Origin of the sequence: Clostridium sp. KLE 1755, assembly GCF_000466465.2 — a bacterium.
Classification (GTDB): domain Bacteria; phylum Bacillota; class Clostridia; order Lachnospirales; family Lachnospiraceae; genus Eisenbergiella; species Eisenbergiella porci.
This window is the reverse complement of record NZ_KE992685.1, coordinates 29944-53813: the sequence shown is the minus strand read 5'-3', so window position 1 is coordinate 53813 and position 23870 is coordinate 29944. Positions and strand designations below refer to the sequence as shown.

The 23870-nt window shown below is 49.1% G+C and carries 17 protein-coding genes; 8 read left to right on the top strand and 9 right to left on the bottom strand.

Going from position 1 to position 23870, the window contains the following annotated elements:
- Positions 1-97: 97 nt before the first annotated feature.
- Positions 98-2428, bottom strand: coding sequence for an AraC family transcriptional regulator (locus HMPREF1548_RS08755; RefSeq protein ID WP_021635628.1), 2331 nt, complete (start codon positions 2426-2428; stop codon positions 98-100).
- A gap of 223 nt (positions 2429-2651) precedes the next feature.
- On the opposite strand from HMPREF1548_RS08755, the gene HMPREF1548_RS08750 reads away from it, so the two are divergent.
- From HMPREF1548_RS08750 to HMPREF1548_RS08735, 4 genes are all read left to right on the top strand, one after another.
- Positions 2652-4262 carry a type 2 periplasmic-binding domain-containing protein gene (locus tag HMPREF1548_RS08750; protein ID WP_021635627.1) on the top strand — a complete coding sequence of 537 codons (1611 nt, stop codon included), beginning with the start codon at positions 2652-2654 and terminating at the stop codon, positions 4260-4262.
- A gap of 86 nt (positions 4263-4348) precedes the next feature.
- Positions 4349-5263, top strand: a complete 915-nt coding sequence (locus HMPREF1548_RS08745; protein WP_021635626.1) for an ABC transporter permease — start codon at positions 4349-4351, stop codon at positions 5261-5263.
- A gap of 12 nt (positions 5264-5275) precedes the next feature.
- Entirely contained in the window at positions 5276-6184 is a 909-nt protein-coding gene (locus tag HMPREF1548_RS08740) for a carbohydrate ABC transporter permease (protein WP_021635625.1), read from the top strand.
- Positions 6185-6251: 67 nt separating this feature from the next.
- On the top strand, positions 6252-9137 hold the full coding sequence (locus HMPREF1548_RS08735) for a glycoside hydrolase family 2 (protein ID WP_021635624.1): 2886 nt from the start codon (positions 6252-6254) through the stop codon (positions 9135-9137).
- A gap of 47 nt (positions 9138-9184) precedes the next feature.
- On the opposite strand, the gene HMPREF1548_RS08730 is transcribed toward HMPREF1548_RS08735, so the two are convergent.
- From HMPREF1548_RS08730 to HMPREF1548_RS08710, 5 genes are all read right to left on the bottom strand, one after another.
- Complete coding sequence (locus HMPREF1548_RS08730) at positions 9185-10195, bottom strand: hypothetical protein (RefSeq protein WP_021635623.1); 1011 nt, start codon at positions 10193-10195, stop codon at positions 9185-9187.
- A gap of 19 nt (positions 10196-10214) precedes the next feature.
- The gene (locus HMPREF1548_RS08725) at positions 10215-10595 is read right to left on the bottom strand and encodes a PadR family transcriptional regulator (protein WP_021635622.1); all 381 of its coding nucleotides are present in this window, start codon (positions 10593-10595) and stop codon (positions 10215-10217) included.
- Positions 10596-10807: 212 nt separating this feature from the next.
- Positions 10808-12415: a DUF5597 domain-containing protein gene (locus HMPREF1548_RS08720; RefSeq protein ID WP_021635621.1), complete on the bottom strand. Its 1608-nt coding sequence runs from the start codon at positions 12413-12415 to the stop codon at positions 10808-10810.
- Positions 12416-12527: 112 nt separating this feature from the next.
- On the bottom strand, positions 12528-14417 hold the full coding sequence (locus tag HMPREF1548_RS08715) for a M56 family metallopeptidase (RefSeq protein WP_021635620.1): 1890 nt from the start codon (positions 14415-14417) through the stop codon (positions 12528-12530).
- Positions 14414-14803: a BlaI/MecI/CopY family transcriptional regulator gene (locus tag HMPREF1548_RS08710; RefSeq protein ID WP_117530658.1), complete on the bottom strand. Its 390-nt coding sequence runs from the start codon at positions 14801-14803 to the stop codon at positions 14414-14416. Before HMPREF1548_RS08710 ends, HMPREF1548_RS08715 begins: the two co-directional genes overlap by 4 nt.
- A 416-nt stretch (positions 14804-15219) precedes the next feature.
- Between HMPREF1548_RS08710 and HMPREF1548_RS08705 the strand changes: the two genes are divergently transcribed.
- A complete protein-coding gene (locus HMPREF1548_RS08705; RefSeq protein WP_021635616.1) occupies positions 15220-15432 on the top strand; it encodes a cold-shock protein in 213 nt (70 codons plus the stop codon).
- 239 nt (positions 15433-15671) lie between these two features.
- On the opposite strand, the gene HMPREF1548_RS08700 is transcribed toward HMPREF1548_RS08705, so the two are convergent.
- From HMPREF1548_RS08700 to HMPREF1548_RS08690, 3 genes are all read right to left on the bottom strand, one after another.
- A complete protein-coding gene (locus tag HMPREF1548_RS08700; RefSeq protein ID WP_021635614.1) occupies positions 15672-18404 on the bottom strand; it encodes an alpha-mannosidase in 2733 nt (910 codons plus the stop codon).
- Positions 18405-18550: 146 nt separating this feature from the next.
- Positions 18551-20104: a sensor histidine kinase gene (locus HMPREF1548_RS08695; protein ID WP_021635612.1), complete on the bottom strand. Its 1554-nt coding sequence runs from the start codon at positions 20102-20104 to the stop codon at positions 18551-18553.
- Complete coding sequence (locus HMPREF1548_RS08690; protein ID WP_021635611.1) at positions 20088-20858, bottom strand: response regulator transcription factor; 771 nt, start codon at positions 20856-20858, stop codon at positions 20088-20090. Before HMPREF1548_RS08690 ends, HMPREF1548_RS08695 begins: the two co-directional genes overlap by 17 nt.
- 311 nt (positions 20859-21169) lie before the next feature.
- Here HMPREF1548_RS08690 and HMPREF1548_RS08685 point away from each other — a divergent pair, with 311 nt between their 5' ends.
- Genes HMPREF1548_RS08685 through HMPREF1548_RS08675 form a run of 3 tightly spaced genes read left to right on the top strand, consistent with a single transcriptional unit; the run spans position 21170 to position 23574 of the window.
- On the top strand, positions 21170-22084 hold the full coding sequence (locus HMPREF1548_RS08685; protein ID WP_021635610.1) for an ATP-binding cassette domain-containing protein: 915 nt from the start codon (positions 21170-21172) through the stop codon (positions 22082-22084).
- Positions 22081-22836: an ABC transporter permease gene (locus HMPREF1548_RS08680; protein WP_021635609.1), complete on the top strand. Its 756-nt coding sequence runs from the start codon at positions 22081-22083 to the stop codon at positions 22834-22836. The genes HMPREF1548_RS08685 and HMPREF1548_RS08680 overlap by 4 nt, the downstream gene beginning before the upstream one ends.
- A 3-nt stretch (positions 22837-22839) precedes the next feature.
- Positions 22840-23574: an ABC transporter permease gene (locus HMPREF1548_RS08675; protein WP_035321614.1), complete on the top strand. Its 735-nt coding sequence runs from the start codon at positions 22840-22842 to the stop codon at positions 23572-23574.
- The last annotated feature ends 296 nt before the right edge of the window (positions 23575-23870 follow it).

The following is a 23870-nucleotide window of genomic DNA, read 5'->3' as shown; positions in this document are numbered from 1 at the left end:
TCATAAAGACTGCTTCTTAAACCTGGCTTTACTACTGTACCCTCCAGAAAAGAAGCAGTCTATTTTTACCTGGGAAAGATTTGGGCAGCGTCCCATATTACTGCTGCTTTAGCTTGCGGTAGGTTCCCGGTGTAATTCCCTCACTCTTTTTAAACACCTTAATAAACGTGGAACTGCTTAAAAATCCGGAAGTAATCGCTATACTTTCCAGCGTCTCATCCGTTGTTTCCAGCATTTTCTTAGCATGGTCAATCCGAAGCTTATAAAGAAAATCCGCAATGGAAATATTTTTCTGCATTTTAAACATACGGGAAAGATAAGCATGCGAAATATGAAAAACCTCCCCCAGCATAATATTGCTCAGTTCCGGATTCTGGAAATTATTCTTCAAATAGGTTTCCACCTGATCACACAACGTAAAGTTTTTCTGTGAATCCTGATAATACTGGCGCAATGCCGTCAAAGTATTTATGAAGCAATCCTGCATTTCAGTAAAGGTTCCGGCAGCCAAGACTGAGGCATGAAGCGCATTGCTCTCAGGAAGCTGTGCGGCCCCAATCTGGTGAGTCACCCGGCTGAAGCGTATCAGAAGGTCATATTTATAACAGGCTATCGCTTCCAGAGACGAGTTGGAACTGATGCCGGACTGGCTCTTAAGCTCCTCCATAATCTTCCTTGCATCCTGCATACAACTGCTGTCCTTTATAAATGAGAGCAGCAGATACTCAACCTTATTGTCTTCCATACCGGTAAAACTAAAACATTTCTCCTGAATGTCATCAAAAAGAATTATGCTTCCCTTACCATAAAGAAACCGATAGGTAAACGCCTCTGTGACTTCCTGATAGGCTTTATGGATTCCCGGAAGGTTAGAGTGAATTCCGGAAAGAGAGGCGGTGATTTCAATACCGAAATGCTGCCCTAAAAAAGCCGAGCTTTTTTTAATTACGGACTGCATATCAGCTTTCCGGCTGCTGTCGAATGTTTCTCCGGAAAAGTTAATAATGCAGGCATAACTGTTCACAGCAACCGGTACTAAAAATCCCTGATGCTTTTCAGAACACAGTTCCTGGACTACATTAGCTATAATAAACTGAAGGATCTGCTGATTCTGTTTTTCCCTCACATCTCCCAGCCTGCTTTCATCTACAGCTTCCACAAATATATAAATAATTCCAAACATATCAGAATTCAATACTATATGATGCTGCAGAAATATATCCCTCTCCTCATCAAAAGCATCTTCAATGGCGTTCCCAAGCATGGCATGCATCAAAAAATTATTACGCAGCGTATCTTCCTGCAGCTCTATTTTTTTTGTAAGAGTTGTGATTTCATTGAAAGAGCTGGTCAGAACATCGCTAATGAAATTCATCTCATTTTTCTTATTGTCATAGACCGTTCCCGTTGTCTCCGTAATGGTATAAATCATCCCTGTAATTGGTGAATAATTTACCTTTGTCATTTTCCAGGCAAGAAAACCGCTCAACAGCACACACAGAAGAATACAGATAAATGAGGTCAGCCGCAAATTATTTAACTGCTCCCAGAAAATATTCACCGGAATGGCGGAAGCATACATACAATCCGACACCTGGGAGGGAAAAAACTGGAGAACATATTTCTGGTTCTGGTAGGTTCCATAATACATCTCCTTTTCGCCGTCATATACGGACAGGATATCGCTTGACATGGGATGTGAAGATGCGAGCAGTTTGTTTTCCCCGTCAAATACCATAAGGATACCATCACTGTGAACAGAAGAATTCTCAAACAGCTGATGGAGCGTATCCTGTGAAAGGGTAATAGCCGCCGTAATTCCAGGCGCACCGTGAAAACTGCGGGAGGCCGGCTGTGAAAATACCACTCCCAGCAAAGGATTTAAAACATCATCATTTACAGAACGTATTTCTGTTTTATAGTTTGTTACGGATTCCGACAGAAAATTTTTATATTCCTCTTCGGTCGCCACATCCTTATAATAGGTCAGATAAAAATCCTCAAGAGCCAATCCGTTCCGTCCATTATAGACTCTTGAGAATTCAGGAAAATAAATACATATATTTTCAAATTCCTTCTGCTTAAAGGAATTAACCGCTTCATTCAGATAATAAGCCTCCACACTTGGAAGCTCCATATCCGCCTTAGAGCGGAATGCAAACTGCTGCACGACTGTAGAATTGGTCAAGGTTTTACCGATTGTGCTCATTTCCGAAAAAGCAGCATCCACATTAGAGAAAAACTGATACAGAATATTAGAGTTGGAACGAAGTATACTTTTTTCAATGGAATGCGCCGCATAATTATAGGTCACTATGATAGTAAAAAACGGAATTAAAAATAAGATAATATAAGAAGAAAAGAAGCGCCAAAAGAAACTGCTGTGCAATCTGGTAAATAAATTTTCCTTTATTTTTCTGTCCGCCATTGCCCGTTCCCCCCAGAGTAAACGTACTACAATTCAGTGAATTATAGCATATTTTTCAATTTTGGACAATTTGTTTTAAATTCGGACAATGGAAAATTCATCTTTAAACAATCTATGACCAATATTGACCATATACAGAATACCCACGTTTTCCTATAATGAACCCGTAACATCGATCGATGCATTTCCACATAAAAATTTAATACGATACCAGGAGGTCTATATGAAAAAGAAATTAGTATCCTGCTTTTTAGTTATGGCTATGGCAGTTTCCACACTGGCTGGCTGCGGGGCAAAGAATACGAACAGTTCAGAAGCTTCTTCCGTTCCGGCCCAGGAGGAAGCCCTGGAATTTACCGGATATCCCATAAATACGGAACAACAGCTTACCTTATGGACAAATCAGATTAAACCGTCCTCAACTATATCAAACTGGAAGGAATCTCCTTTCCATACCGGCCTTGCCGAAAAGACAGGAATTGATATTGATTATACCTTCCCTACATCCGGCACCGATGAAAAACAGGCGTTTAACTTAATGCTTTCCAATGAAGAGCTTCCGGATATTATATGGTACAGCTTTGCCGCTGATGCGGAAAGCCTTCTTGAAGATGGAATTATAAGGGATCTTACCGACCTGCTTCCCAAATATGCACCTAACTACTGGAAATTCCTTCAGGAAAATCCCCTGTACTATAAATCCATGATGACCGACAGCGGAAAATTCTTCGGTTTTGGTTTTTTCAGGGAAGATTTATGGCAGACGGCCTATGCCGGCCCTATGGTACGCAAGGACTGGCTGGATGAATGCGGCCTTCCAATTCCTGAAACCATTGAGGATTGGGAAATTACCCTGAAAGCCTTTAAAGATAAATATGACGCCAGGCTCGTTTTCTGTAACGATGGGATTATGAATCCCGGATTGGCCGGGGCATTTGGTGCGTATGGTACGTCTGAAATGAAATTATATATTGACGGAGACGGAAAGGTCCAGCTGGCGCAGGCCAGAGATGAGTGGAAAAACTACATTTCCTGGCTGCATAAGCTCAATCAGGAAGGACTCATTGACCCGGATATCGTAACAATTGATGGTGCCGGCCTGAAAACCAAGGTAACAAATGATAAGTGCGGAATCACCCTTTATATGATGAGTACCATGGATACCTTCATCCAGGATGCCAAAGCTAACGGAAGCCCTGCAAAGTGGGTTGGCTGCCCCTACCCTGTTATGAATAAAGGCGATAAGCCCTCCGCCATTTTTTATGAAGATCCGGTAGTCAATACGGTAGCCGGTATCTCAACAAACTGCCCGGAAGAAAAAGTGGAGCTGGCCTTAAGATGGCTGGATTATCCCTTCAGTGAAGAAGGCTTTTATTACTGGAATTTCGGAACCGAGGGCGATACCTATACTATGGAGAATGGCGAAGCTGTCTTCACAGATAAAATTACTAAAAACGAATTAGGCACAGGGGAAGCAATTAAGCTTTATACCGGAACCTATGGATGGGGACTGGGTGTCCAGGCTTTAGGCATGGTCCGTCAGAAACTGAATCCTGAGGTTGTAAAGGCCGGTGACACCTGGTACGAAGGAAACGGCGATACCTGCAACTGGGTATATCCGAATTCCGTCACAATGACTCCCGATGAAATTACGGAAAGCAGCACTATTTACAACGCTATGAGTACTTATGTAAAAGAAATGGCCATCAAGTTCATTACCGGAGAAGAATCCCTTGATAACTGGGATAATTATATCAATACGCTTAACGATATGGGCATGGAAAAAATGCTTGAAATCCGCCAGGCTGCATACGATCGCTATCTGGCAAGATAATTAACTGCTGATTAATCCAAAGGAAGAAGCCGGGGTTATTGCATAATAACCCCGGTATCTCTTCCAGGAAATAGTAGGAGGATTAAGTGAATACAAAAACAGGTATTTTGAGAAAAGATTTAAGAAAAAACAAATGGAAATATATAATGATACTTCCCGTTATTATTTATATTGCTGTTTTCTGTTATAAACCTATGTACGGAGTTATCATTGCCTTTAAAAATTTCCGGCCTGCAGTGGGAATTATGGACAGTCCCTGGGTTGGTCTTAAGCATTTTATTACTTTTTTTAATGATTATAATTTCTGGCGGATTTTAAAAAATACATTTTCAATCAGCGCATTAAGCATTTTATTCGGCTTTCCGGCTCCAATCCTGCTGGCTCTCCTTATTAACGAAATCAGGAACACCAAATTCAAACGGGCAGTACAGACGATTTCCTACATGCCTTATTTTATATCCATGGTTATTATCTGTGGGCTGATAAAAACCTTTTGTCAGTCAGACGGCATTATTACGGATTTGGTTGTCGCCCTGGGCGGGGAGCGGGTTAATCTGCTTGCCAGTAAAAACTGGTTCTATCCCATCTACATAATATCCAACATCTGGCAGAACATTGGCTGGGACTCCATCATTTATCTGGCGGCGCTGGCCGGTATTGATCAGGAACAGTACGAAGCTGCCCGAGTGGACGGCGCAGGACGCATACGTCAGATTATCAGCGTGACTCTGCCCGGTCTCATGCCGACTATTACTATCTTATTCATACTGAAAATGGGAAATATACTGAATGTGGGATTTGAAAAAATTCTGCTGCTGTACAGTCCGACCACATATGAGGTTGCAGACGTAATTTCCACCTATGTCTACCGTATCGGTATCCTCGATGCTAATTTCAGCTACAGCACGGCCATAGGCCTGTTTAATTCCGTCGTTAACATTATTTTCCTTCTTCTGACAAATGCACTCAGTAAGAAAATGAATAATTCAGGGTTATTTTAGCAGGAGGCTAACATGAGAACGAATCAAAGAATTTTATCTTTACGGAAAAAACGCTCGGCAGCAGACCTCACTTTTGATATAATTAATACGGCAGTCATGCTTGGCCTGATTGTGGTAACCTTTTACCCTATCTGGTACGTGGCATGCGCTTCCTTAAGCTCATCTGCAGCTGTAACACAAAATCCCGGAAGACTGCTTTGGCCTGAGGGCTTTACCATAGGCGCCTACATTAAAGCCTTTCAGCATCCTTTAATCCTGAGCGGATTCAGGAATATTCTTTTTATACTGCTGTGCTCTCTTCCTTTGAATCTGGTTATGACACTTCTGTGCGGTTATTTTATGGCTGCAAAGGATGTATTATTAAAAAAATATGTGGTGGCTTTTTTGGTTTTCACCATGTTTTTCAGCGGAGGGCTGATACCTGCTTATTTAAATCAAAAATCATTAGGGCTTTACAACAATCTGTGGGCGCTGATCATTCCGGGCGCATTGAGCATATACAATGCTATTATCTGTCGGACAGCGGTGGAATCCGTACCTGACAGCCTGATTGAGTCCGCTTATATAGACGGCGCCAATGATTATACCGTACTTTTTAAAATCATAACGCCGCTGATTAAGCCTACTCTGGCCGTCTTGGCCCTTTATTACGGTGTGGGCCACTGGAACAGCTGGTTTAACGCCTCTTTATACATCACAGATAATGAGCTTCTTCCCATTCAGAATATTTTACGTGCCATCCTGATTGCAAATAATGATATGCTCAATCAGGGGGCTGCAAGCATGGACAGCATCGATACCTATGCAGAAACAATCAAATATGCCGTCATTGTAATAGCAACGCTTCCTATCCTTTGCGTATACCCTTTTCTCCAGAAATATTTCGTAAAAGGGGTTATGATAGGCGCCGTAAAAGGCTAGCGCGCAGATGACGGGAATGATTTTTCTGGTATATCCTATCACAATTTTGTTACAAGGGAGGTAACGAATGGATAAAATAAATCTTCACGGCAGCTGGGAGCTTCTTTTGGATGAAGAACAACAGGGGATAAAGGAACACTTTTATAAAAGTGAAACGCCTTTCCTAAAGCAAATACAGCTTCCCACCACAATTTCAGAAGCAAAATTAACCCCTCGCCGCGATTTGGCATCCACAGACCATCTGACGGATCCTTATGCCTTTGAAGGATTTGCCTGGTACAGAAAAACGGTGTTCTTACCGGACAACTGCAAAGATTATGACTGGGAACTGTATTTGGAACGAACCAGGATGACACAGCTTTATATCAATGGGGTGGAGGCAGGCAGCTTTGACAGCCTATGCACACCCCATTGCTATCCTGTCACTCCCTGGATCAAATCCGGAGAAAACCAGATTGTCATTCTCGTCAAAAATACCGGTTACCCTACAAACGGCGGCCATATGACTTCCCCTGATACCCAGACGAACTGGAACGGGCTTTTGGGGGCTCTGGAGCTGCGTCCCCTTCCCCGGGAACGCATTCTTTCCCTGCGCCTGTATCCTTCCTTTTCCGGACAAAGCTTAACTGTCCGGGGCCGGATCACTCCTTGCGCCGGAAAACTGGAGCTGCTGATCCAGGATGCCGGGGAAAATATAATAATACGCACATTTCACCAGACAGAGAACAGTGATTTCGAATGCCGTATCCCGCTGGAAAATAAACTGCTTCCCTGGAGCGAATACAATCCTGTCCTGTATCAGCTGAAAGCGGTTCTGTATACCGGCGGTACGGCAGCGGATGAATGCTCCCAATCCTTTGGCATCCGTGATTTCGAGGCGGGGAAGCATCATTTCCTGGTAAACGGCGATCCTGTTTTTCTGCGCGGCAAGCATGACGGCATGATTTTTCCGCTCACAGGCTACGCCCCGATGAATACCGAAGAATGGCTGAAGGTTATGGGGACGGCAAAAGATTACGGAATCAACCACTACCGCTTCCACACCTGCTGCCCTCCCGAGGCAGCCTTCCAGGCTGCGGATCAGCTGGGTATCTACCTGGAACCCGAGCTGCCCTTCTGGGGAACCGTTACCTCACCTTCACAGGAAGGGCATAACGAAGAGCTTCAGCAATATTTAATCACCGAAGGCTTCCGCATCCTGGATACCTTTGGAAACCATCCTTCCTTTGTCATGTTTTCTCTGGGAAATGAGCTGTGGGGAAGCAAAGAGGTGCTGAATGATATTTTAAAGGCCTATAAAGCCCATGATAAAAGACACCTTTATGTACAGGGCAGCAATAATTTTCAGTTTACGCCCTGCATCCTGCCGGAGGATGATTTTTTCTCCGGCGTACGGTTCGGCAGAGACCGGCTCATACGAGGCTCGTACGCCATGTGCGATGCGCCATTAGGGCACATCCAGACCCAAAGGCCTTCCACTGCCGGCTCCTATGATCCGGTTATCTGCCCGGAATGTGCTTCCGCACAGACAACGCCCTCGGAAAATGCCACCCGTCAGATACAATACGGAACAGGCGTCAAAGAGGTCCGTCTGGACGAAACCGAAGAACTAATTCCTGATATCCCGGTCATTTCCCATGAAATAGGCCAATATGAAACCTTTCCTGATTTTTCGGAAATAGATCGGTATACCGGCGTATTACAGCCGGAAAATCTGCGTATATTCAGGAAGCGCCTTGAGGCTGCGGGGCTTGCGGACTTTGCCGCCGATTATTTTTACTCCTCCGGCCGGCTGGCCGCCGCATGCTATAAAGAAGAACTGGAATGCGCCCTCAGGAGCAGGCTCCTTGCCGGTTACCAGCTTCTGGATCTGCAGGATTTTTCCGGGCAGGGCACTGCGCTGGTGGGTATCTTAAATGCATTTATGGAAAATAAGGGAATTATCCGCCGGGAATGCTGGAACCAGTTTTGCGCTCCCACAGTCATACTGGCATCCTTCCAGGATTACACGGTACAAAGTAAAAGCCTGGTTCCCTGCAAATTCCTGGTTTCCAATTATGGCCCGGCCCCGCTTGAGCAGGCGGAACTGACCTTTTCTCTTTCGTCCAAAAGCGATGGTTCCTCTTGCGGAGACGGAATATTTTACAAAGAAACCGTTCCGGCAGCTGAAATCCCCCGGGGGCTTTCCACACTGGCGGAAGCGATTCTTCCTGTGCCCGAAACCAAAGCGCCCTGCCGTGTAGCGCTGAAGCTTCAGCTGGAGTACACAGGCACCGATACGCCTTCTTTGAATATATCCAATGAATATACTTTTTGGGTCTATCCTGCCGAGGTGCCTGCCATTCCCGAAGATATCCACATCATACGGGATAAGGCTGCCCTGAAAAAAATACTTCAGCAGACGGAGGAAAACGCAGCTTCCATAAAGAAAGTCCTGTTTCTTCCATCCTTTCAGGCAAATGCACATTCCATAGAAGGGACATACTGCACCGATTTCTGGTGCTATCCCATGTTCCGCAAAATATCGGAAAGCATGGGCAAACCCGTTCCTGTGGGGACCCTGGGACTTTTCATACGGGAAGACCATCCCGCTTTGGCAGATTTCCCATGTACCCGTTATTCCACGCCCCAATGGTGGGATATTGTAATGAATTCACGCTCAACCATCCTTGACCGGACAGATATTGTTCCCATTGTGCAGACCATTGATAATTTCGAACGCAATCACCGTCTCGGACTGGTTTATGAGGTTTACTGCAACAACTGCCACATAATCACGTGTACAGCCGATTTGACGGCTCTTGCGGATTCGCTCCCCGCCCAATGGCTTCTGGAAAGCCTGACGGCCCGGCTTGAGAAAAGCGGCATGAAATCCGTTCAGGACGTACATTCCTCTCCCCTGGAAATCCCCACTGTTTCAGAGGAAACCTTCCTTTCCTTATTCACGGAATAGGCGGACAGGCCGATGAATTTAAATTCATCGGCCTGTCACATATCCGCTTATTTGTCATATTTCAAAGCCTTATAAAGCGTAGTGCCAAAATCCAGCAGCAAAATAACGATCATCACCCAGATGAATACATCAGGGAACCCGGAAATGAATTCGCCAATCCATCTCTCATCCGCTTTAAAAACACTGTTAACAGCCGGCAGCACCTGAGGATTTACAAGCCCCGGCGTCTTCAGGAACAGGAACAGGCAGAGAAAGCTCAGAAGATCCGCAGCTCCCGTAACCACTGCCAGCCGTTTGGTGTATCTGCCTTCAAAATACCCGTAAAGATCCCTGCCCACGCCGAAGATAACCATACCGACCAGCAGGAACCATTTGCTCCTCACCGCCTGCGTATTCAGAATCGGTACGTATATGTGCTGACCTCCGTCCTTATAAATCACACAGATGATCTGCGGCACTACCAGAAAAATAATCAGGAACGCCACGGACAGGCAGATACCGGCAATGGCTTCTCCCTTGCTGATGCGCTCCTGCTTTACCGGTACGGGCGGCAGCGCATCCCAGTTCCCGCTGATATCCTCCATACTGATCCCCTTCCTCTGGAAAAAGGCAAACAGCAGCGTGACAAAGGCAAATGCCAGCATCAGCCCCATAAAAGTGCTGCCCAGCCATCCCGCTATATCCAGGAAATATTCATACCCTGCCTTCGTTACCTGCCAGTTATCCATCACCATGGTGATTCCCCCGGCAATCAGCATACCGCCGGCCACTGCCCAGAACACGATCCGCATCATTGCTTTATAAGCGCCGAAGTAAGGCGGGCCGATCAGGCACTTATCCTTATCGGGGCTGTAATGGTTCGCCATTTCGGACGGGCTTCCCAGCTCTGCCAGAATAATGCGAAGATCCTTTTCCTCCGCAGGACGGTCCTGGCACCGCTCTTCCAGCATATCTTCAATTAACGTATCCAGTTCTCTGCTGATATCTCCCCGCATTTTATGAGGAAGCAGTCTGGAAACCGCATATACATAACGTTCCTTTAATTCCTGTACACTCATCTTGCCTCTCCTTTTCTTATTATAACTGTTCCGTCATTCCATCTCCCTTCCCCGGAAGCGCTTTGCCATCCGCGGAAAGAATCCGTTCCATGCTGGCCGCCGTCTGCTGCCACTGCTTTTTCAGCTTCTCATAGATTTCCTTACCCTCCGGGGTAATACAGTAGTATTTCCTGGGCTTGCTCTCTTCTGTATTCCATTCACTGGTCAAAAGTCCCTGTCCCTCCAGACGGCGGAGTAAGGGATAGAGCGTATTCGTCTCCACCGGCAGGCCATATTCCGTCAGCTGGGTCACCAGGCTGTAACCATATTTCGGTTCCGTCAGCTGGCTGAGCACGCTCAGTACAATCGTTCCCCGGCGCAGCTCCATCAGCAGGCCGGACAGTACCTCTTCTTTTCCCATGGCTCCTCCTTATCATTTTCCTGTCACCGTTTATTATTATCGCGGTTATATTCAGTACTATATCGTTTTATACATTATACTGTGTGTCACACACTATGTCAACACAATAAAATAAATATAAAAAAAATACACATAATAAAAATGCCGCAGTTTTTTAACTGCGGCATACTGAGTCAAATATGTTTCAATCAAAGCCCCGCGGGAATAAAGCTTTATTCTGCGGACATCCCCGTATTGGGATTAAGCCGGATGCGTATAAGCTGTCCATCCAGCACATAATGGGAAAAATTTGTTTCATCGCCGTTCCTTACCAGCTCCGTCACCCATTCCCCGTTTTCAAAATGCCCTTCCTCAACAGACAGGAAATTCAGCTGCCCCGACTGCCTGGAATGCAGGTGGCTGTAACAGCTCTCATCCGCCGGATCAGGCCTTCTGTAAAAGTCCAGCCCCACGCCGGCGCCGCACAGATAAAATTCATTCGGCCCGGTCTGCACCAGAAGCGCCCTTCCTCTCACCTGAAGCTTCTTCTTTCCCGCCTCCGAATGAGTGTCCGTGGTATATCCCGTATACATGGCGGCGTTGCGCAGGTATTTTGCCGTCACATGATATTCCGGCAGCTTCAGGTAATGGCTGGTTTCAAACTCATCCTCCGCAAAGGCATGGACACAGCCGGTATTCCTGTAACGGATCAGGAGCGGCGACATGGCTGACAGGATCCGCATGGTCAGAGCCATATCCCGGCATTCCTCCAGCAAATTGCCCTCTTCATCCAAAGCGCTTTCCGCCCCGAAGCAGCAAATCCCCGTGGCGCCGTAATCCGCCGCCGCAAGCAGGGCATTCATGGCATTTGCCGCCCCGCGGATAGGGGACTCCGGTATAAACAGCGGATTGTCCTCTCTGGCATAGGCCCTGCAGATCCTGGTGTATTCCCTCCGGTTCTGGTTATAAATATCCGGACCGATGAAATCCAGATGCGGCGCGCCAGCCTTCCAGATATCCAGCACTCTTCCCACAGCGGCTCCGGCGTTATAGCACAATCCCGGCTCCTCATAGCCCTGCTCTCCCACCATAACATTCGTAAAACAGGGAAGCGTATACGCCGCCTTTCCCGCTGACGCCACTTCATCAATGTACCGGGCATGATACCATGCGCTGAAGGCCTCGTGCGCATGCCTGCCGAACTGTCTTTTCCAGGCGGAAGTTTCTTTTCCCTCTCCAATCAGTTCCCTTCCGCTGTCAGGAAGCTCCACACCGGCAAGCGCCCCAGGCACAGGCTTCTCATAGTCCCTGCGCGCCTCCGCGGAATAGTCCATATCCGTATTCGCATAGCCCATTTCATTTTCAATCTGGACGGCAAGCACGGTTCTGCTTTCCCCGTCCGCTTCCTTCAGAAATTCCATGAACCTTCCAAAGGCTTTTTTATCCCGTTCCAGCGTTTCCCGGCAGTGTACGGACAGCGAAGGCACCGGCGCCCCGTCGGGCCCCTGGGCCAGCCGGTAAATATCCGGCTGCAGCTTTATGTATTCCGGCACGTAATTGGGATGCCCGTTTTTGCTCGTTCCGAACCAGAGCAAAATCAAATGCAGTCCCGCTTCCCTTGCTTCCTCTATCACGTCCTTCACCATACTGAAATCGTAGCAATCCATTTCCGGCTCAATCCGGTACCAGTAAACCGGCGTTTCCAGACAGTTTCCTCCGTACAGCTTCACCGCGCGTACCGCCTTTTTAATCAAGGCTGTCCCTGTGGACGAATTGTGCGCCTGAAGGCCAATTGGCATAAATGGCTTTCCCTGGGCATCCCTTAAAAAAGTATTTTCCATTTTCCTCCCATACCTTTCCTTCCGGCCGGATATCCGGCCGCTTTTATTATAAATGAATCAGGATGCCTTTATTATAGATTTCCGTTTTCTTTCTGTACAGGTGTAAAAAAAATCATCCTTCCCCGCTGTTTTTAAGAATATAGTACTCACTGAACCTGCCGTCCCTGTCCGCACGCTCCATCAGTCCGGCTCTCTGCGCCTCCGTCAGATCCTCCGACAATATGGAAAACATACCTATCCGGTCATCTTCATAGGCTCTTTCAGCCAGCCTTCCTCTGCTTTCCTCGGATATGTATTCGGATGTAATGGAAAATCTCGCCGTATCCGCCTCTTCATATGCCCTTTCCGCCAGTTCATCCGTTATTTCCGGCGATACCTTGGACAGGACCGTGGCATACAACCCCAGATCGTCTTTTCCGGAATAGGCTTTTACCGCCAGTTCATCCGGTGTCTGTGTATAAGGGCCTTCCATATAATAAACCAATGGCCTTTCCATCCGATTATTCTCTTTCCAGAATCCAGTTCCTCCTGTATCAACCTCCCGCTGCTTCTGATCCTGCAGACAAAGCCGCAGCGCTTCCATAAAAGCCGTATCCCCAGAAAGCGGTTCCGTCAGTTCTGAAAAGGCGACCGGAAAAACCGTATCTCCCGCAGTTACTTCTTTTATCCTATAGTCACTCCCGGAGGGATAATTCCATATCAGCTGAATATAATATCCGTTATTGAAATAACTGGAGGAGGTTAAACCTCCCTTCCAGGGAGAGCCCGATATTGTTCCCTCTCCTACAAAGGGAACCGTCTCCCCGGCACGTGTAACGCCCCCCGCCGCCGCGGCAGAGGTAAAACCGCCGCAGACAAAACCGGTCAGCACCAGGACAGCCGACAAAACGATTGCTGTTATTTTCCCGCCCAGGGTCTGTTTTTGATATTTCATAATAGCGTATAACCTCTCTTTCATCAATTCCGCATTTTCACACAGGCCGACGGCAGGCCCCCACTCAGGAGGCATATTCAAATCCGTCAGGGCCGCAACCAACGTATCCCCATAAGCAACGCGGCCGGAAAGCGGCAGCCTGCGGATTACCGCTTCATCACAGGATAACTCACAGTCCTCGCTTATCTTTCCTGAACATTTAAGCAGGAACGGATTAAACCAGTGCATTGCGGCCGCCGCCTGTACCAGCCATTTATAATACAGATCTCCCCTTTTCAGATGGACCAGCTCATGGCGCAGTACATATTCCGCCCGAAGGGACGCCTGCTGCGTTCCCGCTTCCCGCCATTTGCCGGGCAGGCTCTCCGGCAGAACAAGAAACGGCCGGAAAAACCCGGTCAGCATAGGGGAATAAAGCCTGTCCCCGGAAGAAGAAATGCTTCCGCAGATAAATACAGGCGCCGCTTTGCGGATCCCCAGTTCTTCACACAATTTTCCGTAAATTCCCAGAATATCAGGATCTTCCAGCACGCGCCGGCTCGTTTTTATCCCATTCAGGAACCGGTTGAAATGGAATATGCGGTACAGCAGCAGGCATATCGCAGGCACAAGCCAAACCATAAAAAGAAATAGCGGGATATATGCCCTTATCCCCTGGCCCATTCCTCCCGCGTTGCCGGATGATCCGACAGCCGCCGTATCAGAAAGGCCTTCTGCTTCTGATGCCGCCGCAGCAGTATCCGTTCCTTTAACATCCGTTCCTTTAACATCCATTGCTTCCGTATTGTCTCCAGAATACGCCTGCCCTGTATCCGCCGCAGCAGTCCCCTGCACACGCGCTTCGTACCACACGGATACGCCCTGTTTTACGGAAGCTGCCAGCTGCCCCGTCAGCCCCGGTATGGGTGAATAGGGAATCAGCAGCCGTATAAGCACAATAAGCCAGATATAATAGCACCATGTCCTGCTGATGTTTTTGCGGAAAATCCGGCGTATCCCAAGAAGAACCAGCGCCATCACGGAACCGGATATGGACGCCGCCAGTATTTCCGGCAGAAATGTTCTCATTTCATATCCTCCCTGCATTTTTCCCAGAACGCCTGCAGCTCTTTCACGTCATCCGCTCCCATTTTTTCCTGTCCCAGGAGCGAGGCCAGCAGATTTTTCACGTTTCCGCCGAATACTTCATCCACAAAATTCCTTGCCTGCCCGGACAGATATTCCTCCTCCGTCACCGCGGCACGGTATTCGCAGTTCTTTCCCCGGCGCACTGCCGTAAGCAGCCCCTTTTCCATCAGACGGGTAAGAAATGTCCTGACCGTTGTCCGTTTCCATCCTCGTCCGCTTTCTTCCACCTTCTCAAGCAGCTCCGAAATAAAAATACTCCCGCCGTTATCCCATATCAGCTTCATAATTTCTTTTTCTGCGTCCGACATTAACTGAATGCTTCCCAAAATATTTCTCCTTCTTCTTTCCTTAAGAGGTAAATCAGACAGACATCCCTGTCAGCTGTTTAACTATGTCTTGTAGTTAATTATATTATTACATTCTGTAGTCATTTTGTCAATGCCCTGTTTCCCTGTTTTTTCCTCCATTTTTTCTTCTCCCATATGCCATTCTCAGACGCATAAAACACATAAGTCGTAAAAAGAAATATTCGTCCACGCATTGCCACTTTTTTTACTGAAAATTTCAAAAAACCTCTTGACAGTTTTGCAAAAGAAGGGTACTATGATGCTGTATTCCAAACGATTCAATGATTTCACATATTTTTGTAAATCTTTGGCACGTTCGATGATTTACAAAAATATGTGATTTTTTTGTATTTCGCCCCGAATATGTAAAATTTTTTTAAGAGGAGGTACCACTAATGAGCAACGGTACAGTTAAATGGTTTAACGCAGAAAAAGGCTATGGTTTCATCACCAACGCAGACAACGGAGAAGATGTATTCGTACATTACTCTTCTATTCAGACTGATGGATTCAAGACATTACAGGAAGGCCAGTCCGTAACTTTTGATACGGAAGCTGATCCCAGAGACAGCAAGAAGGTTCGCGCTGTCAATGTTATTCCCCAGTAATCTGAGATAACGTTAAATCAAGAGGCATCTGCAACGTAAGCAGATGCCTCTTTTTTTGCTTCCGCAGCCAAAAAGGGACAGCCGCCGGCTGTCCCTGTTACGCTTGTTTATTCCCGCGGGCAACGGGCCAGGCAGCCATGCTTGCATGGCTATTTGGCGACTGCCGCAAGGGGTGCTATATGCCAGTGGCACATGTTTTGCACCAGCCGAAGCGGAGCGTAGACCAAATCCCCCGTTGCTTACAGCGGGGTATTTGATCTGCCGTCCTTCTTTTCCAGGCCGGCCGTAAAAATCCCACACCCTCTGACAGAAAGCTTTCCCGGCTCCAGATATTCCTTCTTTTCCCCCAGCACATTGGAGCGGTAAATCCGCCGGTCCGTCTCCAAAGCCAGTTCTCCTTCCGTTTCCGAAGCGTTGAACCCACGGAAGATAACGTCACCCGTCTCCTCCTGCACCTTCAGCGCCGTCCACAGCAGCGTATCCGTGCTGTATTTAAGGAAGGTAAAGCCGTCCGGTATATTTCCATCCTGCATTTCCGATTTCACACCCCACAGCGATGAGGAATAGGCATAAGCCTCTTCATAGGAACGCATAAGATCCTCTCCTGCCCCATGAGGGTACAGTGCGAATTCCTTGTGCTGTTTCCCCAGGCACTGCGCCTGCGGCGTAAGGAATTCTCCCCAGTCCCCCATCTCACGCACGCCTCTGTGCAGCGTAAGCGCTATGGTATTATCCTCTGGCAGGATTTCATATTCATTCAGCCCATGATTGGCAACCGTCATGCCGGCCTGATCCTCATGGACATTGACAAACAGCTGCTGATGCTGGGCGTTACAGGGATTTTCCCAGTTCCCGGACACGCTGTTGCTCCGTTTTGCCACCTCAAAGATGGAATCCGCGTAGTGCCAGGGCGTATCCAGTCCCGTCCCGACAAGTACGCGCAGCCTGTGATCCAGCGCCTGATTGTCGAAATCCACTTCCACCTTCAGTCCCTTCCCGGCCCTTTCCAGAATATAGGTAACCGTGATGGTCATAGGAAGCGTCTGTGTGCTGCTTCCGGCCTTCCTGTGCCTGAATTCCATCAGGTCGTGGATTTCCTGCTGCAGCCGGTCATCGGCGGAAACGGGGATTTCCATGGTCACCCGGGCCTGTACTGCGGCACGGTAGGGCTTATCCTCCGTCCGGGCAAGCGCCGCTCTGGCATCTCTGCTGAGAATCGGCGCTTCTCCCACAGGCTTAAAATAAATATATTCGTTTCCGATATCCCTGGTATCCTCCAGCATTACCGCTTCCCGGTAAATCCGGCCGCTGGGCTTATGGGTGATATCCACCGTCCCGTTTTCATTGATCCGGCAGGAAAGCCACTCATTTTCCATCACATATTCCGAGGTAAACAATGATTCTGTCTTTACTGTCTTCTTCTCCGCCGCCTTTTCCGTTACCGGAACAAGGCAGTAGCTTTTTACGGAAAACGGTTCCTGCCGTTCCGTCTCCAGGGTCACCTTTACACTGCGGCCGAAATAAGCATTCCTGAACCGGTCCTTGGGCAAATCATAGCCGAAGGCATAAGGCAGAATCTCTACGCTTCCCATGACCTCATTGCCATCACTGTCCACAATGCGATATTCAGGCAGCTGTTCCTGACGGGCCTGTTCCAGGCAGGCCGCCACTGAGCTTCCCTGGAAAGGATATTTTTTCACAATCAGCTTCAGCTGTGTCACTTCGCTTTTGTAAAAGCCGGTGGGATTGATTACGAGAAAAGGCACGGCTCCTTCCCCGGCAGCATATTTCCCGGTATCCACATGGGCGGAAAAATAGGCCAGGCATTCTTCAATAATATGCAGCGCCACCTGCTCCGCTTTTTCAAACCGCGCCGTCATTTCCCGGTGCACCTCATCCACGCTGCAGCCGCAGATACTGTCATGGGGATGGTTCTGCATCAGGGTTTTCCAGCCATAGTCAAACAGATGATGGGGATATTCCATCCCCCTGTCGTGGGCCATGGCTGCCAGCGGCTCCGCCGCCCTGGTAAACAGGGCCTCGCACCGGGCGTTCATCTGTTTCAGATAGATCCGGGACGATGCCGTATTGGCCAGTGTGTACCACCCGTCGGTTTCCTGGCTGCGCAGCTCTCCCCTGATGACGGCCAGATCTTCCTTCAGTTCCTGCTTCAGGCATTCCATATATCCGGTAAAATCGGAATGCACGAAATCTATATCGGGATACAGCTTTGCCGCCGTTTTCAGCGCGTCGGTCAGATCTGTCTGCACCGGCTGATGGTCGCAGCCGTTCATGAAAAGAAGATGATCCGTGGAAGCGAATTTCATGACATCGGCCAGCTTCTTCTCCCAGTATTTTGCCGCCTCCCCAGGGTCTGTGGGAATCTCTATGCCATTACTGTACCAGTTGGCAAACAGCACGCCCAGAATGCGGGAGCCGTCCGGGGATTCCCAGAACATTTCCGAATACCGGGAAGCAAAATCAGCCCCATCTGATACCTCGTTATTGAATCCGGTGGGCTTTACGCCCCTGCCGAAGGCTGCGCAGTCGATCCCTGCATCCAGCAGGATCTGCGGCGCCTGTCCCATATTTCCGAAAGAATCGGGAAAATATCCGACCCTGCTCACATTTCCGTAGCCTTTGGCCTCCCGCATCCCCGTCTCCAGGTTGCGGAGGTTGGATTCACTGCCGGTCAGCCATTCGTCCTGCAGAATATACCAGGGGCCTATGTACAGCCGCTTTTCCTTTACCAGCCTTTCCACCAGCTCCCTCCGCTCCGGCCTTACCTGGAGATAGTCATCCAGCATAATCGTCTGTCCGTCCAGATGGAAGCTTTTGAATTCCGGATCACGCTCCAGCGTATCCAGCAGCTTATCCATAAATTCAACTTCCAGCATATGATGCTTTTCATAGGGCAGATACCATTCACGGTCCCAATGGGAATGAGAGATTACATGCGCTTGTTTTTTCATTTACCTTCTCCTTTTTACGCTTCCCGACATGCCGCCTGCGACAGCATAACCAATACTTTTGGTGAGAAGGACAAAAAAGCTCCTCCCTCACACCTCCTGTCCGCCCCATTATAACGGATTTGCGAAAAAAGATCTTCCATGAAAGCTTAGTTTTTTTCTAACGTTTTTATCCTGTTTTCCCCATACCAGAGAATCTCCCACCACTTTTTCTTCTCCTTCTTTTTTTCCGTATCCAAAGTCCCTGTCACCGGAAGCAGCAGTATGACCTCCCTGCCGTCCCCTGAAAATTCCATGCGGCCTCCGTGGGCATTTATAATCTGCTTTACAATACGCAGTCCCATAATATGGGGCTGTCCTGACGGATTTCCGGACTGCCCCTTCGGATTTCCGGGCTGTCCTGCCAGGCTTTTGCCCCCTTCCGCGGCGCCCGGCCCTCCCATCGCAGGCTTTTCCTCCAATATATCCCGGATTTCCTGGGGAATCCCGTTTCCGTCATCCTTCACCCCGATCCGGCACAGAGGAACCGGCCCCTGCTGCACAAGTCTCCCGCTCAGCAGGATCCGGCAGCCGGTATTGTGGCGTATGCTGTTGCCAATCAGATTATGCAGCGCGCGGGTCATAAGACGTACATCCCCCGCCAGTACAAGCCCTTCCAGCTCCTCTCCGATGTCCGCCTCCAGTTCATAGCCCTCCTCAAGCCCCCCGTTCAGACAGGAAACGGCAACGGAGCGCAGCAGGGCGGCGGGTACATATTTTTCCATGCGCAGCGGCTGCATCTGGTACTCCAGCTTGGAGGTCAGGTTCAGATCCTCTATCAGGGTTTTGATTTTCAGGCTCTGTTCCTTTATGATCCCCGCCTGCTTCCTGGCTTCCTCCGGCAGCGCGGCATCATTTTCCAGATTGTCCGCATAGCCCATCACCATGGACAGCGGCGTGCGGATATCATGGGAGACACCGGAAATCCATTCCGTACGCGCCGTATCCCTTTTTTCCAGATTCCAGCGCTGCTGCTCCAGCATCCGCGCGGCCTGGTTGAGCTTTCTTCCCAGATCACCCACCAGGCCATGCTCCGGCACCAGAACCTTGCGCCCGGAGGAAAGACCGTCAATTCCCGACGCCACCGGCCGCAGGGATGCATACAGCCGGTATCCCGACAGCACGGCCAGGATAAGGACAAGCAGGATATTGGCCCCCACCAGCGCCAGCAGGAAATACGGTACATTCCTTATGGAATCCCGTGAAAATTCCACAGAATATTTGGCTGCGGTAAACTTTGGCTCTCCGATGACAAGCAGGCCCGCGTCACAGTTCCACACCCTCACCGGGTAATCCTTCAAATACCACCGGCTGAAGGAGGCCACCTCTCCCAGTCTGAAATGTGTGGGAATTTCATCAGGCAGCCGCCAGTCCCAGATCACGTCTCCGGCATCATTCAGCAAAAAGGCAAATTCTGCGCCGGAGGAATCCAGACAGGCGGTTCCTTCCTCCGACATCCGCACCGTCCCTTCCGGATTTTGCTCCAGCATCTGCGCCGCCTGCGTCACCCGCAATCGTGTTCCCCTGGCCGGGCTGTTTCGGCTCTGGGAATGAAAATAGGCGCTTACCCCGAAAAGAGCCAGCAGATTCACCAGAATCACCGTTCCGGCTATCCATGCGGCGGAAAAAATATACCGCCTGTATATTTTAAACAAGCTTTTCATTCCCGTTCTCCTTTGCCAGCTTATAGCCCAGTCCGCGCACCGTGAGAAGCCACTGCGGGGAGGAAGGGTTTTCCTCAATTTTTTCCCGCAGCCTACGGATATGGACCATCAGCGTATTTTCATAGCCAAAATACTCATCTCCCCACACCGTATTGCACAGGATGTCAAAGGTTACGATATTCCCCCGGTTTTCCCAGAGCTTTTTTAAAATAGCAAGCTCCTTGGCGGTCAGCGCCGTGCTTTCCTGCCTGTCTGAAACAGTCCCCGCATTGAAATCCACCGTTTTCCTGCCCAGCCTGAGCATCCCCTCCTCCTTCTGCGTTTCCGCCCGGAAATGGGGAAAATAGGTCCTTTTCAAAATTGCCGTAATCCGCAACAGCAGTTCCCGGGGAAGAAAGGGCTTCGTTATATAATCATCCGCGCCCAGACCCAGACCCATCAGCCTGTCGTTATCCTCATCCCTCGCCGACAGGAACAGTACCGGCACCTGGGACAGCAGCCGGATCTCCTGCATCAGGGAAAAACCGTCTCCGTCCGGCAGATTAATATCCAATATCACCAGATCCGGAACCAGATAATCCCCGCTTCCCGCAGCCAGACGCCCATCCGCCGTAAAATGCCGCATCGCCTCCCGGCAGCTGTTTGCCGCCGCCGCATTGGAAAAACCCTCCCGCCGCAGCATGTCCGTCAGCATCCTGCATAATTCCACATTGTCATCCACCAGCAGCAGCCTGCTGTCATATATCGTTCTCATACGGTTAACCTGCCTTCTTATCACATATTTCTGCACCTGCCCGGCAACCCGGACAGCTTACGTCTTCCCCTGTCACAGGCCTTTTTTCATCCCTGCAATGGCCGCAGCCCGGCCTGGGGCCATCCTGATTTACTTTTATTATAGCCGCAGGTCCACGCTTATGCCAGCCGCCGCCAAAAGATTTAAGGTAAAAGTAAGGTAAGCTTCATGAACGGTTAAGGCAAACCCCTTATCCTGAAAAAGAAGTAAGAAAGCCGCCGGACGGACAGACCTGGCGGCAGCATAAAACAGCCCGGAAAAAGGAGGAAATTATGAAACTCGCAGTAAAAACAAACAATCTGAGCAAACGCTATAACGGCAATGACTGCGTCAGCAATGTGGATTTGAAAATCCCGGAGGGAAGCATCTATGGCTTCCTCGGCCCCAACGGCGCTGGCAAAAGCACTACAATGAAAATGCTTCTGGGACTGGTAAAGCCCAGCGGCGGCTCGGTAGAGGTCCTTGGCCATACCATGAACGATAAGAACAGGCTGGCAATCCTTCAGGAAACCGGCTCACTCATCGAATCGCCCTCCTATTACTCCCATCTGACCGGACGGGAAAATCTGGAGATCGTATGCCTGTTAAAAGGCGTCCCGGAAAAAGAAATTGATAATGTCCTGCATATTGTCCGCATGGAAAAGCAGCAGAATAAAAAAGCCGGCCACTATTCCCTTGGCATGAAGCAGCGCCTGGGCCTGGCCGCAGCCCTGCTTGGCCGTCCCCGCCTGCTTCTTCTGGATGAACCGACAAACGGGCTGGATCCTGCCGGCATCCAGGAAATGCGCGAGCTGATCTGCTCCCTTCCTGAGAAATACGGCATGACCGTCATGGTTTCCAGCCATCTGCTCAGTGAAATCGACCAGATGGCCACCCATACCGGAATCATTGACCGGGGCGAACTGATTTTCCAGGACAGCCTGGCTCACCTGCACGAACACAGCAGAAAACAGATCCGTCTGCGCACCATGGATAACCAGGCCGCCTGCCGGTATCTGACAGAACAGAAAATCAGCTGCCGCCTGGAGCAGGATTCCATACTCTTCAAAGATATGCCCGACGACCGGCTCTCTACCCTGATGGCGGGTGTGGCAGCGTCAGGCGCGGGCCTTTTGCGGATTGAAGAACAACAGCAGAACCTGGAGGATATTTTCCTGGATCTGACCGGAAGGAAGGTGAGCTTATGATTACCGCTCTGCGTGCTGAATTCATGAAAACAAAAAGACGTTTTCTCTGGCTGCTTCCCTTCTGCGTAGTCTTTTTTGAATTCTTATGGACCATAACCAACAGTTACCTGCGCAAACCGGAAATTGCCGCCGAAGGCTACTATACCCTGCTGTTCCAGTTCCCGTTTATAAATACCATTTTTATGCCGCTTACCCTGGCCGCCATGGCCAGTCGGCTATGTGATGCGGAAAACAAGGGAAATACCTATAAGCTTCTGTGCACCATGCAGCAGAAAAAAATTATATTTGACGCCAAGCTTCTTATGGGTATTTTTTATGTGCTCATTTTTACTGCGCTGGAAGCCGGTGTAATACCGCTTCTGGCAAACCTGCTTCCCTTTACCCAGAAGCTGCCGGTACGCCACTATCTCGCATTCCTGGCCGTATTTTTCCTGGTCAGCCTGGTATTGTTTTTACTGCAGCAGATCCTGTCCCTGCTCATCCCCAACCAGCTGATCCCCCTGTTTATCGGACTTCTGGGCAGCCTGGTGGGAGTTTTTTCCGCCTTTTTCCCTATGGGAAGCCTTGCCGGCCTGGTGCCCTGGGGCTACTACATGGTTGGCATGACCCTGTCCTCTGTGTATGAGGAAAGCACGCGTTCCATGTTTATTGAAGAAGCGCCCTTTGCCTGGGGATGGTTTGCAGCCTTTCTGGCAGCATCCGTCCTGCTTTATCTGGCAGGGAAGCATCTTTTCTTAAAAAAGGAGGTCTGAATTATGTTGTTTGCATGTATGCGTGCCGAATTAATGAAGCTGAAACGCTCCTTTATCTGGAGTGTATTCCTTATCCTGCCCGTCATCAGTACAATCATGGGGTGCTTCAACTATATACAGAATACGGATATCGTGGGCATCAGCTGGTACAGTCTGTGGACACAGACCACCCTGTTTTATTCCAATTTTTTCTATGCGCCGCTGATTGCAGTGTACTGCGCCTACCTGTGGCGCCTGGAAAATTTCAACCGCAACCGCAATGCGCTGCTGGCCGCCCCGGTCCCCATTCCCTGTCTGTATCTGGCCCAGTTTCTCGCCATCTCCTGTGTCACCCTGCTGACACAGCTGTGGGTAGGCGTCCTGTTCCTTATCTGCGGCCTTATCACCGGGCTGCAGGGCTTTCCGCCTTTGGATACCATAATCTGGCTGCTGCGCGGCTGTGTGGGCGGGCTGGCCATTGCCGCGCTGCAGCTGTTCTTTTCCTCCTTTATCAGAAGCTTTGCCCTGCCCATTGCCATGGCGCTTCTGGGCAGCGTTGCCGGACTGCTGTTTTCCTCGGCAGGCTTCGGGCTGTTTTTCCCTTATTCCCTCATGCTTTTGGGGATGAATTCCAATAAGGAGGAGGATGTCCTGGCCGGAAGCTTTCTGCTGTTCTTCTTAAGCTGCGGGATTTTCCTGCTGATTTTCCTGTGGTGCGGGATAAGATATCTGAAAAAGACGGACGTAAAGGCATATTGACACGTTTACAGTCCGGACAGATCTATGCATTTAGCTGCACAGGGCAGATCGTATTTCAGTTTATTTTCCGGTTGTATTTACCCTTTCACAGCTGTTATAATTAAACATCGCGGCTGCCAAATCAACTGCCGCTTCAAAACAGCATGACCGAAAGGATGAATCAGATGAAAATAAAAAAACCGGCAATTATGTTAGCCTTCCTTTTTTTCAGCCAGCTTACAGCCTGTGCACAGCCGTCGTCGTTTGAAAGCATTCCCCACGAGAGCATTCCTGCCGTAACAGACACGGCCGGGGGA